12 protein-coding genes and 1 tRNA gene are annotated in these 19060 nt (G+C 35.7%); 7 read left to right on the forward strand and 6 right to left on the reverse strand.

Features of this window, described 5'->3' with window-relative positions:
• Window positions 1-11: 11 nt before the first annotated feature.
• Window positions 12-704, reverse strand: coding sequence for an SCO family protein (locus tag BST93_RS02470; RefSeq protein ID WP_105017950.1), 693 nt, complete (start codon window positions 702-704; stop codon window positions 12-14).
• A gap of 210 nt (window positions 705-914) precedes the next feature.
• Between BST93_RS02470 and rseP the strand changes: the two genes are divergently transcribed.
• The 7 genes from rseP to BST93_RS02505 all read left to right on the forward strand — a co-directional run bounded on the left by rseP (window position 915) and on the right by BST93_RS02505 (window position 9296).
• Window positions 915-2291 (forward strand): RIP metalloprotease RseP, encoded by a 1377-nt coding sequence (gene rseP / locus BST93_RS02475; protein WP_105017951.1) that lies wholly within the window; start codon window positions 915-917, stop codon window positions 2289-2291.
• A gap of 186 nt (window positions 2292-2477) precedes the next feature.
• Window positions 2478-2551: transfer RNA gene (locus BST93_RS02480), tRNA-Asn, on the forward strand.
• A 153-nt stretch (window positions 2552-2704) separates the two neighbouring features.
• Window positions 2705-4090 carry a PSP1 domain-containing protein gene (locus tag BST93_RS02485; RefSeq protein WP_105017952.1) on the forward strand — a complete coding sequence of 462 codons (1386 nt, stop codon included), beginning with the start codon at window positions 2705-2707 and terminating at the stop codon, window positions 4088-4090.
• Entirely contained in the window at window positions 4090-4587 is a 498-nt protein-coding gene (locus BST93_RS02490; protein WP_060523607.1) for a gliding motility lipoprotein GldH, read from the forward strand. The genes BST93_RS02485 and BST93_RS02490 overlap by 1 nt, the downstream gene beginning before the upstream one ends.
• On the forward strand, window positions 4574-6907 hold the full coding sequence (locus BST93_RS02495; protein ID WP_105018139.1) for a transglycosylase domain-containing protein: 2334 nt from the start codon (window positions 4574-4576) through the stop codon (window positions 6905-6907). Before BST93_RS02490 ends, BST93_RS02495 begins: the two co-directional genes overlap by 14 nt.
• A gap of 3 nt (window positions 6908-6910) precedes the next feature.
• The gene (locus BST93_RS02500) at window positions 6911-7621 is read left to right on the forward strand and encodes a 3'-5' exonuclease (RefSeq protein ID WP_105017953.1); all 711 of its coding nucleotides are present in this window, start codon (window positions 6911-6913) and stop codon (window positions 7619-7621) included.
• Window positions 7599-9296 carry a dipeptide ABC transporter ATP-binding protein gene (locus BST93_RS02505; protein ID WP_105017954.1) on the forward strand — a complete coding sequence of 566 codons (1698 nt, stop codon included), beginning with the start codon at window positions 7599-7601 and terminating at the stop codon, window positions 9294-9296. Before BST93_RS02500 ends, BST93_RS02505 begins: the two co-directional genes overlap by 23 nt.
• 237 nt (window positions 9297-9533) lie before the next feature.
• Here BST93_RS02505 and BST93_RS02510 read toward each other — a convergent pair whose 3' ends face one another.
• The 5 genes from BST93_RS02510 to BST93_RS02530 all read right to left on the reverse strand — a co-directional run bounded on the left by BST93_RS02510 (window position 9534) and on the right by BST93_RS02530 (window position 19010).
• Window positions 9534-11441 (reverse strand): CocE/NonD family hydrolase, encoded by a 1908-nt coding sequence (locus BST93_RS02510; protein WP_105017955.1) that lies wholly within the window; start codon window positions 11439-11441, stop codon window positions 9534-9536.
• Window positions 11442-11526: 85 nt separating this feature from the next.
• Window positions 11527-14898 (reverse strand): T9SS type A sorting domain-containing protein, encoded by a 3372-nt coding sequence (locus BST93_RS02515; protein ID WP_105017956.1) that lies wholly within the window; start codon window positions 14896-14898, stop codon window positions 11527-11529.
• 145 nt (window positions 14899-15043) lie between these two features.
• Window positions 15044-17902 carry an alpha/beta hydrolase family protein gene (locus BST93_RS02520; RefSeq protein WP_181072530.1) on the reverse strand — a complete coding sequence of 953 codons (2859 nt, stop codon included), beginning with the start codon at window positions 17900-17902 and terminating at the stop codon, window positions 15044-15046.
• 25 nt (window positions 17903-17927) lie between these two features.
• Window positions 17928-18419 (reverse strand): nuclear transport factor 2 family protein, encoded by a 492-nt coding sequence (locus BST93_RS02525; protein ID WP_167342678.1) that lies wholly within the window; start codon window positions 18417-18419, stop codon window positions 17928-17930.
• A gap of 141 nt (window positions 18420-18560) precedes the next feature.
• The gene (locus tag BST93_RS02530; protein ID WP_105017958.1) at window positions 18561-19010 is read right to left on the reverse strand and encodes a hypothetical protein; all 450 of its coding nucleotides are present in this window, start codon (window positions 19008-19010) and stop codon (window positions 18561-18563) included.
• Window positions 19011-19060: the final 50 nt, after the last annotated feature.

A 19060-nucleotide genomic window follows, 5' to 3' on the forward strand; every position in this document is an offset into this window, starting at 1 on the left:
GAAAAAAATACTTAGTCTACTTCATTTTTTCGTTCATATTCGTTTAAAAGTATATGAATGTCTTCGATCAGCAGTTTTACATCCTCAATACTTGTTCCGTCATAAGAGCGACCTCGCAATCTACCTTGTTTGTCAATAAGTAAAAAGTTCTCTGTGTGCACCATGGCATATTCATCACCATATTTAGGTTGTTTAACTGCCATATAGGATTTTCTTGCTAGGTCATAAATCTGTTTGCGATCTCCTGTAACTAAATTCCATTTTTCATCAATAACTCCTTTTTTGAGAGCATATTCTTTTAATACAGGAATGCTATCTCGTTCTGGTGTTACAGAATGGGATAAGATCATCACATCTTTATTGTTTTTAAATTCATCTTGTACCAACTTCATGTTTTTGGTCATCACTGGACAAATGGTAGGGCAAGTGGTAAAAAAGAAGTCTGCTACATAGATTTTTCCTTCGTAATCCTTTTCTGTAATAGTATCACCGTTTTGATTAACTAGCTCAAAAGGTGCGATAGTATGATATTTTTTAACGAAAAGCTTGCTGTCATCCACCAGTGTTGGGTCAAAATCGTCGGGTTGTAGTACCGGTAGAGTTTTTACTGGAGTGAGTGCATATTGAAAAGCAGCAAGAATTAGTGAGCACAACACAAATAAAAAGACAATGCGCCATTTGTTTTTAACGAGAAAATCTTTCATAATAGTTGTTTTTGCAAAGTTACTTACCAATCTTCACATTTAGTCCTTAGGAATACTAATACATTACTATTTAAGTGCTATTTGTGGTTGGTAATTACGCTTTCGCGAAAGCGTGCTAAATCGCAATTCTAAAATCATCCTAATTATCACATTGTATGACAGCTACTGTGGTTGATATGTCCTATTTTTGCGCCTTAACAAATTCAAAATATGCATCCGATTTTAGTTACTGTGATCAATTTTTTGATGAGTTTATCTATTCTCATCGTTTTACATGAATTAGGGCACTTTATTCCTGCAAGATTATTCAAAACTCGTGTCGAAAAGTTTTACCTTTTTTTTGATATAAAATTTTCATTATTCAAGAAAAAAATAGGAGAAACTGTTTATGGGATAGGCTGGTTGCCATTAGGTGGTTATGTAAAAATCGCTGGTATGATTGATGAGAGCATGGATAAAGAACAAATGGCAAAACCGCCACAACCATGGGAATTTAGATCAAAACCAGCCTGGCAACGATTAATAATAATGCTAGGTGGTGTGATTGTAAATGTGATCGTTGGGTTTGTGATTTATATATGCTTGATGTACGCTAATGGTAAAATATTAGAACCTGCGTCTGGTGCTACTTATGGTTTTGGTTATCCTAAGGTCTTAGAAGAAGTTGGATTTCAACAAGGTGATTTACCTATACTAGTAGACAATCAAGAATTAGAAAGAGCGCCTAGCTTGTATCACAATATTATGTTCAGGGATGTTGAAACCGTTACAGTTTTGCGTGATGGTAAGGAACAGGTGATTTCAATTCCAGAGGATACGGGAAGCAAGATGTTTCAAGCTGGTGTAAGACCCATCTTACTACCTAGAAGAACTTTTATAGTAGATACCGTTGCTGATAATACTCCTGCTGCAAAAATGGGGATGAAATCAGGTGCTGTGATAAAAAGCATAGCGGGATACCCGATTAATTACGATTCAGATTATGAATATGCGCTTTTGAATAAAACAAAGGTGAATGAAGAGTTCGAGGTGGTTTGGGAGATTGATGGTGAAACCAAATCGGGTACAACTAGTTTTGGTACAGTAACTGAAACTAATTTTTGGGGTGTAGAGTCTGAGGTGCCAGCACCTAAAGTTCTTGGAATTCGTAAAGGATTTCCAGATACTGATATTTTTGATTCAAGAGTTCAGGAACTTTCATTTGGCGAGGCAGTTAGTGAAGGAATAAGCAAGGGCTGGTGGACAATGAGAGATTATGTTTCTCAATTCAAATACATATTCACTAGTAAAGGAGCAAGTCAACTGGGTGGATTTGGTACAATTGCAAAGATGTATCCAGACACCTTTAATTGGACTCAATTTTGGGGAACAACGGCATTGATATCATTTATATTAGCAATCATGAATATTCTTCCTATTCCTGCATTAGATGGTGGTCACGTTGCCTTTTTACTTTATGAAATTGTAACAGGAAGAAAGCCTGGAGATAAATTCCTAGAACGCGCTCAAATTATCGGGATATTGTTACTGCTAGGTTTGTTATTATATGCTAATGGTAATGATGTGGTGCGTGCGATAACGGGATAATCCCTAGACGTAAAATGGCGGTAAATTTTTTAGTGATGCAATCATTTGATATTCATATAATTTCATGTTGTTTCATTAAATAGAGCTTAAAATTTACTTGATTTTTTAGAAATTATTTTGGCAACAATTAAAAAAGGTTTTATATTTGCCATCGCTTAAGAAAACTTAAGTTTGTGTATATCACATTCCTCTTTAGCTCAGTTGGTTAGAGCATCTGACTGTTAATCAGAGGGTCCTTGGTTCGAGCCCAAGAAGAGGAGCCTAAATCCCGATCAGTAATGGTCGGGATTTTTTGTTCTATTCCCTTTTTCATTTGATTTCAGTTCTCACAACTTTCCCTATCTTTACCTTAAACAATAATGATTCCGCTTAGGGTAATAAACCGCTAGGCGTCAATATATAAGGATAAGTGAATGAGCTGTAGTAGTTGTGGATCTGGCGGTAGCGTGCCAGGTGGATGTAAAAATCACGGAACCTGTGGAACAGGTGGATGTAATAAGTTAACCGTTTTTGATTGGCTTTCTAACATGGAGCTTCCTGATGGACAGGAAAGTTTTCCTTATGTAGAGGTTCGATTTAAAAACAGTCGTAAAGAGTATTTTAAATTCAATAACGACCTAAGTCTTAAGATAGGTGATCTAGTTGCCACACAAGCACAAAATGGTCACGATATTGGAATGGTAACTCTAGCCGGAGAGCTAGTTAGGGTTCAAATGAAAAGGAAGCGAGTAAAGTTTCAAGATGAAGCTTTTCCTCAAATTTATCGCATTGCCAATGAAAGAGATGTTGAGAAATGGCAAAATGCTCGCGATAGAGAAGAGCCTATGAAAGTAAGAGCTCGCCAAATCGCCATCGAGCTCAAACTTAAAATGAAAATTTCTGATATTGAGTTTCAAGGAGATGGTTCCAAGGCTACTTTCTATTATACGGCCGATGACCGTGTAGATTTTAGGGAGCTTATTAAGCAATATGCATCTGAGTTTAAAACACGTATAGAAATGCGCCAGATTGGACTTAGGCAAGAAGCCGCCAGATTAGGTGGTATAGGTTCTTGCGGTCGTGAATTATGTTGTAGCACGTGGCTTACCGATTTTAGATCGGTTACAACTGGTGCTGCGCGTTATCAAAACCTCTCTCTCAATCCGCAAAAACTCGCTGGTCAATGTGGAAAATTAAAATGCTGTTTAAATTACGAGTTAGATTCTTATCTAGATGCATTAAGTTCATTTCCTAAACAAAATCAAAAGCTATATACTCATAAAGGAACTGCCGTTTGTCAAAAGGTAGATATTTTTAAAGGTATAATGTGGTATTGTTATGAAGGCGAATGGATGAACTGGCATGTATTGACTACTGATCAGGTTCACCAAATAGTTGCTGTAAATAAATCAGGAGATAAAGTTTCTAGCATAGAGGAGTACGCAAGTGAATTGATTATAGAAGAAGAAGCTTCATTTGAAAATGTAGTTGGACAGGACAGCCTTACTAGGTTTGACAAGCCAAAATCAAAACGTAACAAGCGTAAAAATAGAAGAAAACCGGGCTCTAATAAAAAGGAAACAGTAGCTACTGTTAAAGAAACACCAGCAAAAAAAGGGACTCAAAATAACAGAAACAAGAATAAACAACGTTCTAACACTAACAGAAACGCAAAAAGCAGCAATAACAAAAGCCCAAATCAGAACAATAACGCTAGTAACCAGAAAAAAACGGGAACTAAAGGGAAGCCTCAAAATAAACGACGTAACAATCGTCCAAAAGGTAACAGTAACAACAAGCCTAAAGACTCTTCAAATTAGTGAAAAAGATAATTTATATATGCACACTCCTTGTGGTTCTTATAAGCTGTGATGATTATTTAGTTTCTTCGCAAACTGTTTCATTGGAAAACGCAAAATGGAATATTAATCAGGCACCAGTTTTTAAAGTGTCTCCACCAGACACAACAAATACTTATGACCTCTTTATAAACCTGCGAAATAACCACGAGTACGCTTTTAGTAACCTCTTTTTAATCTCAGAAATTAAATTTCCTCAAGGTAGGACTTTTGTTGATACCCTAGAGTTTGATATGACCGATAATTACGGTCGTTATTTGGGTAGAGAACGAGGTGATTTATATGAAAACAAATTATGGTTAAGAGAAGGAATACGCTTTCGCGAAAGCGGAACCTACCATCTAACCTTAAGACACGTAATGCGTAAGACAGGTGAAATAACACCAGTACAAAATTTAAACGGTATTGTAGACCTAGGTTACAGTATTGAAAAACCTAAAAATTATGGCAAAGACTAAAGCACAAAAAGTACAAGATAAAGAAGCCGTAAGTAAAAACGTAAAATTATTTTGGAAACTAGTTTTCACGGGTATAGGGCTGGTAGTACTGTTATTCCTCCTAGCGGCATGGGGAATTTTTGGTGCCTTGCCTGATCACACGGTATTAGAAAATCCTCAAACAGACCTGGCTACAGAGATCATTACTGCCGATGGTAAAACACTGGGAAAGTTTTACAATCCAGGGAATAATAGGACACCTGTAACTTATGATGAATTACCACAAAACCTCGTTGATGCGTTAGTGTCAACTGAAGACGAACGATTTTGGGATCACAGCGGTATTGATGGCTATGGAACAGCTAGAGCATTTGCTTATTTAGGAAGTAAAGGTGGTGCAAGTACCATTACCCAGCAGTTGGCAAAACTTTATTTTACTGTCGAGCCTAGAGCAAACAAATTTGAAAGAGGAATTCAAAAAATTAGAGAGTGGATTATTGCTACTCGATTGGAAAAACAGTACACCAAAGAAGAAATTATAGTTCAATATCTTAATCAGTTTGATTTTCTTAAAGGAGCCATAGGTATACGATCGGCAGCTCGTATTTACTTTGGAAAAGAGCCAAAAGACCTCAAGGTTGAGGAAAGCGCTGTGCTAGTTGCAATGCTTAAAAACCCAAGACAATATAATCCACAAAGAGAAATATCAAAAAAGAAGTCTTTTAATAGACGTAACCAGGTATTTTTTCAGATGGTACGCAATGATAAAATGACTGAAGAATTGAAGGATAGTTTGCGTGAACAACCTATTGTCCTAGATTTTAAACCAGAAGGCCATGATGATGGTCTTGCTACCTACTTTAGAGAATACCTAAGAGATTGGTTGAAAGAATGGGCAAAGGATCACGTGAATCCAGATACAGGAAAGAATTACAATATTTACAATGATGGGCTACGCGTAAATGTTACCATCGATTACAGAATGCAAGAAATTGCAGAACAAGCCTTACAAGATCACATGAAAAACTTGCAGGCCGAATTTGATAAACAAAATATCAAAAACAAAACTGCACCTTTTAGAGATTTAACCAAAAAGGAAACCGAAAACATAATCAAAGCTGCTATGCGCAGATCTGATAGATGGCGTATCATGAAAGCTGCAGGTAAATCTGAAAAGGAAATTTACGCCAGCTTTGAGAAAAAGACAGACATGACTGTTTTTACTTGGAAAGGTGAAGTAGATACATTAATGACGCCTAGAGACAGTATTGTTCACTATAAAAAATATCTAAGAGCAGGATTAATGTCTATGAATCCACAAAGTGGACACGTGAAAGCCTGGGTAGGAGGAATAAACCATAAACATTTCAAATATGATCATGTAGAACAGGGAAAAAGACAAGCTGGATCTACCTTTAAACCTTTCTTATATTCTACTGCTGTAGACTTGTTGCACTACTCACCATGTAAAGAATTACCAGATGGTGAGTATACGATACCAGCAGGCAAATGGGGTAACTTGAAAGACTGGACTCCTAAAGATTCTGGTGGTGATTACGGTAATATTCTTACCTTAAAAGAAGCTTTGGCAAAATCAAAGAATACAATATCGGCTAGATTAATTGACGAGGTAGGTCCTCAACCTGTTATCGATAGAGCTTCTCAATTAGGAATTAATACCGATAAAATGGATGCTGTTCCATCTCTTGCTTTGGGTACACCTGATGTTAATTTGTTTGAAATGACAGGAGCTTATAGTGTTTTTGCTAATGGAGGAATTTACAATAAGCCAGTTCTCGTTACTAGTGTTGAAGATAAAAATGGTACAATCCTTTACCAATATGTGCCTGATTCTAAAGATGTGATGAATGAGGAAACGGCCTATGTTACCGTTGACCTCATGCGAGGTGTAGTAAACTACGGTAGTGGTAGTAGATTAAAGGACAGCTGGAGAAAATCTCAATATATTTATAAGAACGTCATCACAGGATATCCTTATGAATTAAAGAATGACATCGCAGGTAAAACAGGAACAACACAAAACAATTCCGACGGTTGGTTTATGGGAATGGTTCCTGATTTAGTTACTGGAGTATGGGTAGGAGGCGAGGATAGATCGGTCCATTTTAACTCTACAAAATACGGTCAAGGTGCTACAATGGCGTTACCTATTTGGGGTCTTTACATGAAAAATCTTTATAACGAAGAATCTCTGGACATATCAAAAGAGAAATTCAAAAAACCAGATAACCTATCCATTGAAACCGACTGTGAAGAATATAAAGCTCAACAATCTGGAGGATTAGATGAAGAAGATGACAGCGATGAATTAGAAATTTAAAGTATGATTCATAAAATTGACATGCACCATATTTTGTTTCTGGATATTGAAACTGTTCCTCAATATGCCAGTTTTGAAGAATTAGACGAAGCAGATCAAGAGCTATATTCTGATAAAACAAAATACCAGCGTAAAGAAGATTTTACGCCACAAGAATTTTATGAGCGTGCTGGCATATGGGCAGAGTTTGGTAAAATTGTATGTATATCAGTAGGGTATTTTGCTTATACAAGCGACACACAATTTAGAACCAAAAGTTTTGTGGGTGATGAGCGCGACATTTTAATAGAGTTTTCTCAATTATTAAAAGAACATTTTTCGTCTAGACGACACCTATTATGTGCCCATAACGGTAAGGAATTTGACTTTCCTTATATTGCTAGGAGAATGATCATCCTAGGGATAGATTTACCAGAAAAACTAAACTTATTTGGTAAGAAGCCATGGGAAGTACCTCATCTTGACACCATGGAGTTGTGGAAATTTGGGGATTATAAACATTTTACTAGCCTTAAGTTGTTAACTAGGGTTTTGGGTATTCCATCACCTAAAGATGATATCAGTGGTGACCAGGTACGAGATGTATATTATAAGGAAAATAACATCAAACGTATTTCAGATTATTGTGAAAAGGATGTAGTCGCAATAGCTCAGATATTTCTAAAATTACGTAACCAACCTATCTTATCGAATGACCAAATTATCTCAAAATAATACACTGGTCACTTGTGAAAATTTAAATGTAAGCTTCAGCACAGGTAAAAACTCTACACAGGTTCTTCATGATGTTTCTTTTGAAATATTATCTAATGAATTTGTCGCAGTTGTTGGAGAATCGGGTAGTGGTAAGTCGGTAATGAGTAAAGCTTTAATGGGCTTGTTGCCTGTTGAGAACTCTATAATTAACGCTAGTCAGTTGGTTATTAATAATGAGGAAGTTTTGCATTTCTCTTCTGGTGATTGGTCACGCTTTCGCGGAAGCGTAATAAGCATGATTTTTCAAGAACCTATGAGCGCACTTAATCCTACTATTACATGTGGGAAACAAGTAGCTGAAATTTTAAAGCAACACACTGATCTTACTAAAGCCCAAATAAAGGATAAAGTAATTTCCTTATTCCAAAAAGTCCACTTGCTACAACCAGAGTCTTTGTATCATAAATATCCTCATGAAATAAGTGGTGGACAAATGCAACGCGTTATGATTGCAATGGCAGTTGCTTGCAATCCCATTTTATTAATAGCCGATGAACCTACAACAGCTCTTGATGTTACTGTTCAAAAGGAAATTATCAAATTACTAAAGGATATACAGCAAGAGTTTAACATGAGTGTTTTATTTATTTCACATGATCTATCTCTTGTAAGATCTATTGCAGATAAGGTAATGGTGATGTATCAAGGTCACATTGTTGAGAAAGGTACAGTTCAATCGATCTTTAATGAGCCAAAGGAGCGATACACAAAGGCATTATTAGCCGCGAGACCTGATCTTAATGAACGTGTTGAGGTTTTACCTACAATATCTGATTTTTTAGATAATAATTATTCAAAGAAACTTGTTGATGCTGTACAAAGAGAGCACTCACTTAAAACCATGTATACACAAGAACCTTTAATTCAAATCAAGGATTTGAAAAAAGTATATGAGGTAAAAAACGGCTGGTTTAATAAATCTAATGCTTTCACTGCTGTCAATGGAGTGAGCTTTAATATTTTTCCTGGTGAAAGTTTGGGATTGGTAGGAGAGAGTGGTTGTGGTAAAAGCACCCTAGGCAATATCATCCTAGGATTAAAAGAAGCTACCTCGGGTAGTGTTTTGTATAAAGGAACGCAGGTTGTAGGACAATCTCAAAAATCTTTGAGAAAGATGCGTCGTCAAATGCAAATTATTTTTCAAGATCCTTTTGCTAGTTTAAATCCTAGATTGACTGTAGGTTCTGCCATTTTAGAACCTATGAGTTGGTACAAGATAGGTAGTTCTAATAAGGAGAGAGAATTAATGGTTAAAGAACTGCTGGTTAAAGTAGGACTTAAAGAAGAGCATTATTATCGATATCCACACGAATTTAGCGGTGGACAACGTCAACGTATAGGTGTGGCTAGGACGATAGCCTTACGACCAGAATTTATAGTGTGTGATGAGAGTGTGAGCGCCTTAGATATTTCAGTACAGGCACAGGTTTTAAATCTATTGAACACACTTAAGCAAGAATTTGGTTTTAGTTACCTATTTATTTCTCATGATCTGGCAGTAGTGAAGCACTTTTGTGACCGTATTGTTGTTATGAATAAGGGAGAAATTGAAGAAATTCAAGAATCAGAACAGCTGTATAAAAATCCTCAAAAAATGTACACTAAAAAGTTGATTCAAGCTATTCCAAATTAAAAAGCCCAGCTTTAGGGAAAGCTAGGCTTATTACGTTTGTTAGTTAAGATTATCAAAATGTAAAAAATGTCTTCGTAATTAGTTTAAAAACGCCTTTTGCTAATAAATACTTGCGTATCAATGCGTTAGGTTTTTTAAGGGGATAATTAGTTGCCATTTTTAAATCTTGATACCGCTAATATCTAAAAAAAATCTTAATAAACAAGACAATGTGGTAAAATTGTCGTTTAAAGTTTATTACATCTTTATTTGAGGTAACTTTTGTTCAATACCATCATTTTCTCCAATTTCAACTGTACTTGAACCTTTTATGATTATCGTACCTGTAGTGAAATCTTCTTGTTTTGCTTCAAAAATATTCTCAACATACTTTTGTGGATTGCGATCGATGTAAGGGAACCAAGTGCTGTGTATTTGTATCATAACACGGTGACCTTTTTTAAATGTGTGTAAAATATCTTGTAAAGGAAAGTTTACCTCTTCCTCTTGACCTTCTTTAAATGCTTCTGGTTGTGCAAAATTATTTCTAAATCTTCCTCTAAAAGTTTCAGCTCTTACCAGTTGTTGATATCCTGCAAGTGAGATATGATCAGGAGTGTGTTCTCCATTTTCCATATTATTAGGGTAAACATCGATTAGTTTAACAATAAAATCGGCATCATTAATTCCTTTAAGAATAACATCCAATTTGGCAAGGATTTCTCCACTCAAGGTTAAATCCTCGTCTAAAATGTCAGTTTTGAAAGTAAGAACATCGGGTCTAAAACTAGCATGACGTTGATCATCTGTCATGTAAGCCCTAGGAGTAAATGTAACGGGTTTAATCTCACTTCTAAACGGTACAGGCTTGTTAGGATCACTTATGTAGGAAAATTGAGCTTGCGAGGTACTTTTAGGGTTGATCACCAATTTGCCATTTTCCTGAAATCCTAAAGTGATTTTTCCATCTCTTGGTGGCCATTGCGCAAATTGTTTCCATTCTTTTTTACCAGTGTCAAACATGTAAGCTTCTGGCAAATTTGGGTTTGACTTACCTTTTAAATGATAATCAAAAAATGGTTTCTCGATGTTTTCTTGGTAAAAATCAGAAATACTATCACCGAAGTGAATGTGATTAACCATTTGTTTACCACGCTCTCTAGACCAGTCACCATGGCTCCATGGCCCCATTACAATCATGTTGTTAGGATTGTTAGGATTGCGCTGTTCTACGTTCTTATATATGTTAAGTGGACCGTATAAATCCTCGGCATCAAACCATCCACCTACTGTCATTACAGCATGATCGACGTTATCTAAATGATTTATAATGGCTCTTTTTTGCCAGAATTCGTCATAGTTAGGATGTGTGGCCACATCATTCCAGAAGAAGTTATCTGGATATATACTATCAGTTACCGTTGAAAGCGGTCCTATATTCATATTAAAGGTGTATGAATCGTTCATTCCACCTCTTTCCCTCAGTTTATTCCATTTATCATTGTACCAGCTTTGAGTAGTTGGTTCTTCAGTTTGATGTCCAAATACTGGATAAGCCATTAAATAAGATTGTAATGTTGCTCCCATATGATGAAAATCGTCAAAGAAGAAATCTCCAATAGGTGCTTGTGGTGAGCTAGCTACAAGAGCTGGGTGAGCTTCTGGTAAAGCAGCTGCTGTATAAAAACCTGGATATGAAATTCCCCATTGCCCGACTTTACCATTATGGTTTTTAAGATTTTTAAGTAACCATTCTATAGTGTCATACGTATCAGAGCTTTCATCTATGTCATTTTTATTCTTAGGGTCATTTCCTGGCACATGAGGTCGCATGTTGTCAAATTCTCCTTCACTCATCCATCTTCCTCTTACGTCTTGATACACAAAAATGTAACCTTCCTTCATCATATATGGGTTAGGTCCTAGACTGCGTTTGTATTTTCCTTCTTCGTACGGTCTTACACTATAACAGGTGCGTTGCATCATGATTGGGTAATCTTGACTGGTGTCTTTTGGACTATAAACTACAGTATATAGTTTCACACCATCGCGCATCGGGATTTGGTAGGTAGTTTTGTCGTAATTTTCTTTTACGTAGTTTTCTTGACAGCTCGCTTCCGCGAAAGCGAAAAATCCTATAATCAAGAATAGAAAAAAGTTTCTCATGGTTTAATTTTTGCCCTAAGATAATAACAAAAAAGCATCTCGTTGAAGAGATGCTTTTTTAATTGATAATCTAAGTTTGAGAAATTTATTCTATTAAAAGTTTTTGAGTGGTAACACTGTCTTTTGTAGCTATTTTTATCAAATACAATCCTTGACTCACGTTATTCAAATCAATTTTATGATCGGTTCCTGTGTTGTTGATTTGTGATTGAATAAGTTTACCGCTGAGGTCATAAATCGAATAATCAAAAGATTGCTCATTATTCCATCTTAAATTGAAAGCTCCTTTGCTAGGATTCGGATAAATCGTAAAAGAATTTTCAAGAGTATTGTTTTCATTTGATAATGTTCCTGTTACCACAAAATTATCAATGACGGCACCTTCTTCTGTTTCAAATTGGTCAGAATGGTAAACAAATCTAAATATAATGCTGTTTTCATTGCTTAGGGCTGCAAGATTGTAGCTGTATGTTGAAAGCGTTGTTGAAAAACCAGTCCATTGTGCTCCTACACAGTTAAAGCAATTTTGACCATTAGGTGATCTATTGCTGTTGTACCAATTAGGATCACTTGCTGTTCCTAGTACAGACCAGCTTATTCCTCCATCTACTGAATATTGCATGTATAATAAATCCCAGTTTAATTCAATAGAAAAAGCCATATCAAATTGAACTACCGGATTTCTCATGGACGTTAAATCATAACAACCGCTATATAAATAAGCAATAGTGTTGTTTCCATGATCTCCATCTAAGTTAGTTGCATACACGTTTGAATCGTTTCCTGCACCCGCGTTATTTAATACGCTTCCTGCAGGCACACCACGTTCCCATAAAGGGCTAGACCCATCGGCATTTTCTGTTAAGAAGTCTCTGCTAGCAAAGGAATATATATCATTTCCTACCGAGCTTTGATTTCTTATAATATTTAGGTTATAGTTGTTATTACCTGGGAATTGATCATTGGGTGCAACAATCTGTATATTTAATTCATTGTCACCAACGGTAAAAGGTATTCCTGAAAGAGTAAACGTAGAACTGCTACCTGCTGGAATATTTGTATTTAGCGTTTGTGAAACTACAGCTCCATTGTTTATGGTATAATTGATGTCTAGTGTTGATATGATATTCTGACCATTGTTTCTCACGGTTACATCTACATCATCACTACTACAGCTTATAGTACTGCCACTTAATAAGGCTGCATTTTGTATACTAGCGTCGTCTTGTGCTTGAACAACTGTAACGGCAGTTTGCCATATTCCCCTACCATAGGTTGCGGCAGTCAGTGTATTATCAACTGCATTAATCTCTAAATCTCTTATGTTGGAATTAGGTAAATTATTCATGAATGGTTCCCACTGGTTGCTTGAATTGGTAAGTCTATAAATACCTACAGTACAACCTACGTACAACGCGTCATTAGCGCTTAAAGGTTGGTGAGCTAGCGTGTTTTTACCTAGGAAAGGTAAGTTTGCTGTAATGTTAGTAAAACTTGCACCTAGATTGGTACTCTTCAAAACTCTACCATTAATTCCATTAGTGGTAATATAAACAACATTACTATCAGTATTACTCACTTCAATAGCTTGGATGTTACTGGAATCGGTATAAACAAGGTTAAAAGTTGATCCAGCATCGTCACTACGAAACAGTCTAGTATTTACACCTACATATATTCTATTATTGTTTGATGGATCAATTTCTATCACATCTATATTGCTACCAAAGGAAGATGAAACAGGAGTAAAACCACTTGAAGGATCCACAGTGTATAACCTGCTGTATCCTGCATAAATAGTTCCATCACTAGCAGTTTTTAATGGTGTGATCCAATTACCACCTTCTGGACCACCTATGGATCCAGCATTAGAAATTCCGTTAGTTGTAAAATACAATCCGCCACCGTTTTGAGTAAACCCATATCTTATATTGGGGTTTTGAGGATTTATTCCGGTGTCCATTCCATCGGCACCATAGTAATTGCTCCACGCATTATTTGTTCTTGTAAAACCTCCGTTATCTTGTAATCCACCGATCATATCGGCACTGTTAGTTGGACTCACTGCAATTCTATAAAATTGGCTTATTTGAGCACTACCAGTCAAATCAGTAAAGGTTACTGCTGTATCAGTAGATTTATAAATACCACCATCAGAACAAACAAATAGTTCGTTTCCAAATTGACGTATTTGATGAATATCAGCATGAGTGTAAGCAGCTCCTGTTGGGTTGTTCCAATCATTGATTTTAAAAAATGAAGAACCACCTGTTGTCGATTTCCATACATTTAAACAGCCAGTGTATATAGAATTAGGATCAGTTTCTGAAACTTCAAGAGCAAGATCAAACCAGGCTTGTGAACTTTCTAAAATATCAGTTGAGCCATTATCACGTCTTGTGAATGATGAACCTCCATTGGTTGATCTATAAATTCCACCAAAACTCATATCTCCTTGTGCATACAGTAAATATACATAGTTGCTATTTGCTGGTGTAACACCAATAACTATACGACCTACATTATTAGGCAATGGAAGACCAGCGGTAACTGAAGTGAATGTTACCCCATTATCGGTAGATCTGTAAAAAGATTCATCAGTAGCCAGGTAGATTATATTAGAATCTGCGTGATTTAATTTTATATCCTTTACGTTACCTTGAAAAGTTCTCACGACTGTTTGTCCGCCATTTGTAGACCTGTAAAATCCATTATTTGCAGAAATAAATAGCTTATTAGAGTCATTAGGATCTACATAAATTTCTGAAATGTTTCTAGAGTTGCCAGCAAAAACAAGTCCAGTAGGGTTAAAGGTCAATCCGCCATCAGTAGATTTAAGCATTCCTATACTCGGACTGTCACCAGCATCGTCATCACCTGTTCCTATGTAAATAATATTAGAATTATTAGGGTCTATTTCAATAGCACTTACACCTATACGTCCTATGAAGTCCGACAATGGTGTCCAATTAATACCGGCGTCAGTAGATTTCCATATTCCACCATTTGGAGCTCCTATGTAATAGGTGCTAGGATTGTTAGGGTCAACTTTTATGGTATTTACTCTACCTTGTCCGGCAGACCAAGAACCTGTATTAGTATAATTAAATGGTCCAGCAGGCACCCAATTGGATTCATCCATCATGGTTGATTTTGCCACCGATATTGCATTTAATTGATCCATTATTTCCTTGCTTGATTGCAAGGTCCCATCAGGTTTAACAAATGCTTCCATTTGATTGAGCCATCTCATATATGGTTTATAACCACTACCTTTTTTGTTTTTGTCATGTGTTTGCCAGTAGGCATCTCCAGCGAGTTTGATATCTTTTAATGTAATAGAACCATCTTTCTTTTGTAGTTGTAGTTCCTTCATCCATGGAGCATCACTTCCTAATTGAGAAAAGGCCATCGCGCTGCAAAACAACACTATGAAAAGGCTAATAAATTTTTTCATTAAACTTTAATATTTTTTTAAGGGATAGCAAAATAGTGATAGAACATCAAAAAAGTATCACATTATACATCAAAGATGTATTTTATCGAGTGATATTAATGTTTTGACGAACTTTTATTCTATTACTCGATCAAATGTATAGACATTACTCGTTATTTAATTCATAGCCTAGTTGCTTGCCTTTCTTTAAACGGGATAATCCATTAGTCATCCATTCAGGAGCTGGTTCATTTTTAAGATAATGATCAAAAAATTGCATCATTCTTACAGATAAATCACGACGATTCTTAGTTTTTCTGAGGTTGTGAGCTTCTTTATTATATACAAGTAACCAGGCTGGCTTATTCAACCTTCTCATGGCCATAAACATTTCAATACCTTGGTAATATGGAACGGCACCATCTTCATCATTATGCATCATTAATAATGGAGTTTCAATTTTAGGTACACTAAATAATGGCGAGTTCTCTACATATAAGTCAAATCCATCCCACAAATTTTTACCTAATCTGGACTGCGTGCGTTCATATTGGAAAGCACGACTCAGTCCGCTGCCCCATCTTATTCCTCCATAAGCACTTGTCATATTTGATACGGGAGCACCTGCCATAGCAGCAGCGTATTTATTGGTTTTAGTCACTAAATAGGCTGTTTGATATCCACCCCAACTTTGACCTTGAAGAGCCATGGCTTTTGAATCTACATAACCCGTTTTCTCTAAAGCTTCAGTACCGGAAACGATACAGTTATAGGCACTTTGTCCAGGATAACCATCCTTGTATACAATGTCTGGAACAAAAACGAGGTAATCATTACTCACTAAATAGCTGAAGTTTACAGTACTTGCACTAGGTTGAGGAGATCGATAACTGTGTAAACGATCTGAGTATTTCTCATAGAAATAAACAATTAAAGGATACTTCTTGTTTGGGTCAAAATCTTCAGGTTTATACAATAATCCTTCTAATGGAGTTCCATCATAGGCGTTCCAAGTAAATAATTCCACAGTACCCCATTTAAAATCAGATTGTTGTGGATTTAGATTGGATATCTTTTCACTTTTTCCATCTATGAAAACGTAGTAGTCTGGGTATGTTTTGAAATTGCCTTTTGTGTAAAGTAAGGCGTTGGTGTTTTTCGCTTTCGCGAAAGCGTTAATGGCATAATCACTTTCTTTCAATAAGGGTTGTAAATTATTATTACCTAGTAATGAAATGGAGCTTTCTTTAGTCTTGTGATCAAAAACAGAAACTAAAAATTTACCATCTATAAGAGTAACCTGATTGACCTTATCTCTATCCATTCGATTAAGTCGATATGTTATTTTTTTCTCGCGACCATCGGGTGTAATTTTTATGGGTTGTTGCCTACCAGTTGGATCCAATTTCCAGATATCGTACTTATCATAAACATAGAAGTTACCATCTTTATCAAATCCTCCATAACCATTTGAAGCAACTGGAGCAGGATGGTCGTCATCTTCATCACTAAATTTCACTTTCAAGAATTTAGTTAGGTTGCGCCCGATGTTAGTTTCTAGATTTATACTATGCCAGTCCTCTGTGTCATAATTATAATAGACAATATGATTAGATGCTGGGTTTAAGATGGGTCTGCTTCCTGAGTTTGCTAAAGTTTGAGCAAACCTACCAGTTTGTATGTCAAGTAAATAATAGTCGCTGCGCCATGGGTATTCCCATGATCTTTCAATATCATATTTAGTGTTATCTGCGAATAACGCATATCTCGAATTAAGATCTCGATCCATTATAGGATCACTCCATTCATAATTGTTGAACGGGATGAATCTATTGTCTTCTGTATTAAAAACGGTAGTAGCGCTTTTGTTTTTTAAAGAAGAGAGTCTAACTTTTTGCTCTGGTTGGGTTAATCGATCCTTGTAGGTCCATACATCAACATCAGGCAATTCTTCTTCCAATAAAGTTGTGTCTATGGTGTATTCAATTTTAGGCTGACTGTAAAAGAAAAGTCTTGTTCCGTCTTCAGAAAATCTGGCCTTTTTTGAAGTTAAACGCCAATCTTCTTTAATGGTGTTACTGCCATAACCCAATTGTTGAGTAGTTGCAAGACTGTTTTTTTGATAAAATAGTTCATAATGAAGCGAGTCTTTGTGTGCGCTATCCATGGCAACATGGTAGGCTATTTGTTCACCTTTTTCATCGATACTTAGATTAGAATATCTCCATGCGCTTTGTAATAATGTATCTATCTTTTTGGTATCACCATTCCACAAATAAACTCCGTTATCTTTCTCTTTTTTGGACTGCTTTACTGAAAAAATGAAATTGCTACTTTTCTTTGATAAGGTGTAATCTTTAATATTAGAAATAGTATCTCTTCTTTTTGTGCTAGGTTGATATATTATCAAATAATCTTCTTTTTCATACGGTGGTAAACTAAGAGTAACCGCTGGTAAAACACCTTCTTTTTTTTCACGTCGCAACCTGCGTCTTTTTTCTCGCTTAGACTCATTTTCAGGCACAGTAGGCTTGGCTTCTTCTTTCTTTTCAGGTTTTAAGTCTTTGTAGTGCTCTATGATTACAAAATCTTCTACATCCTTAACCGTATTGAATTTATTAACTCTGGTGACAGAATCAATTATTCTACCGGTAGCAACGTCGTAAACCATGAAGACGTTTTTGGATTGCTCATTTTTTTTAACCTTATCTTTTTTCTCTTTTCTAGTTATGTCGTAAGCTGGTTTTTTTAGGAAGAAAACAAATTTCTCATCTTTTGAAATCACAGGTGACACACCATTAAAAAATTGCTTGCTTGTGTTGTCGTTTAAATGATGAATTTGTAAATATCCGTCACCAGCACCGGTAGTTGTGACAGCACTATATACTATTATATTGCCGTTATTTGATATTTGAACATTGCGACCGCTTTTCCATAAATCATAATTATTATGAGTGAGTGATTTCTTTTGAGCATGAACGGAAACGCCTACTAGCAATAGTAAGCACACAAAAATTGTTTTCATTTTCATTTGAGGTACTTTGATGGTATTAGTTTTTAAGTTTTGAGATATACTGTTGATCCCAATCTTTTTTAAGTTGAGTGAGAGATTTTACATTTTCATTAGGCACAGCTATAGAGAGAACATAATGTGCTATTTTGAGTTGATTGTTTTCTACAAACAATACACCGCTGCCTCTACAAATACCCATTTGAGTTTCTAATAACTCGTCAAAATAAGTGATGCCGTTCTTCGTATAAATATTACGTTCAAGCGGTGTAAAGGACCATGCTTTACCACGATCAAAATAAGGTTTTGAAAAAGCTTCAAATTCCTTCCTTGACCAGTTTTCTGTAGCGTCTGTACCTATAAAAACAGCATTTTGTGTCATTAATGAAAAGTAAGTCTCATAATCGGCCCTAGCAGCTGCATTATGCCAGTCGTCTAGTACTTGATTTACTTGTTTGTTTGATACATTTTTAATCGTTGCGCAGCTGGTCATAACCAGCCCCAAAACAAAATAAAGAATAGTTTTTTGCATGCCTAAAGATAATGACAAAACTACAAGTGTAATTCAGTCTAAAATATGTTGATTTTGAATGGTTTTAAGGAGTTGTGTATTTTGAAAACAAATAGAGCTAGCAATTATTGCTAGCTCTATTAAAAATGTATGGTCTTTAATCTATTTCTGTAATAGGATTTCTGCTTTTTCTATAGTTTGTAAAGTGAAATCCTTAAGTTCCTTAATTTCTTTTACTTCTTCTTCTAGAATGGGCATTTTTTTATTTAACTCTTCTGCAGTAGAAGGCGATGGTTCACCGTAAGGAAACTTAGAGCTGTAATCTTCCATCCAAGTAAACATGTCATTATAAGCTTTTTGGAGATCCATTTGAACATTCTCAATTTCCATTGCCTGGTCACCTTCTATTTTTTGAGCTTCTAATTTCTTTTTTAAAGAAAGTAATCTTCCCATGTCTGGCATAATAACATCGTGTGCTTTAATAGCCTCCTTCATAAGTGAATCATAAGTTTCAATTCTTGATTCTAATTGAAGTTGCTCCTCATTCTTAGGTTCTTCTTTACATGAAAAAAGTAAAAGAGTTACTAGTAAAAGGCCTATAATATTTTTCATAACGCTAAATTTTTACAAAGATAAACTACAACAAAAGTTCATCCCTTTAT

The organism is Nonlabens tegetincola (assembly GCF_002954355.1).
GTDB classification, from domain to species: domain Bacteria; phylum Bacteroidota; class Bacteroidia; order Flavobacteriales; family Flavobacteriaceae; genus Nonlabens; species Nonlabens tegetincola.

What these genes read in the sequence shown, in the direction of transcription:
- BST93_RS02470 (WP_105017950.1), bottom strand. Translation starts at nt 704, where the DNA reads ATGAAAGATTTTCTCGTTAAAAACAAATGGCGCATTGTCTTTTTATTT.
- rseP (WP_105017951.1), top strand. Translation starts at nt 915, where the DNA reads ATGCATCCGATTTTAGTTACTGTGATCAATTTTTTGATGAGTTTATCT.
- BST93_RS02485 (WP_105017952.1), top strand. Translation starts at nt 2,705, where the DNA reads ATGAGCTGTAGTAGTTGTGGATCTGGCGGTAGCGTGCCAGGTGGATGT.
- BST93_RS02495 (WP_105018139.1), top strand. Translation starts at nt 4,574, where the DNA reads ATGGCAAAGACTAAAGCACAAAAAGTACAAGATAAAGAAGCCGTAAGT.
- BST93_RS02500 (WP_105017953.1), top strand. Translation starts at nt 6,911, where the DNA reads ATGATTCATAAAATTGACATGCACCATATTTTGTTTCTGGATATTGAA.
- BST93_RS02505 (WP_105017954.1), top strand. Translation starts at nt 7,599, where the DNA reads ATGACCAAATTATCTCAAAATAATACACTGGTCACTTGTGAAAATTTA.
- BST93_RS02510 (WP_105017955.1), bottom strand. Translation starts at nt 11,441, where the DNA reads ATGAGAAACTTTTTTCTATTCTTGATTATAGGATTTTTCGCTTTCGCG.
- BST93_RS02515 (WP_105017956.1), bottom strand. Translation starts at nt 14,898, where the DNA reads ATGAAAAAATTTATTAGCCTTTTCATAGTGTTGTTTTGCAGCGCGATG.
- BST93_RS02520 (WP_181072530.1), bottom strand. Translation starts at nt 17,902, where the DNA reads ATGAAAACAATTTTTGTGTGCTTACTATTGCTAGTAGGCGTTTCCGTT.
- BST93_RS02525 (WP_167342678.1), bottom strand. Translation starts at nt 18,419, where the DNA reads ATGCAAAAAACTATTCTTTATTTTGTTTTGGGGCTGGTTATGACCAGC.
- BST93_RS02530 (WP_105017958.1), bottom strand. Translation starts at nt 19,010, where the DNA reads ATGAAAAATATTATAGGCCTTTTACTAGTAACTCTTTTACTTTTTTCA.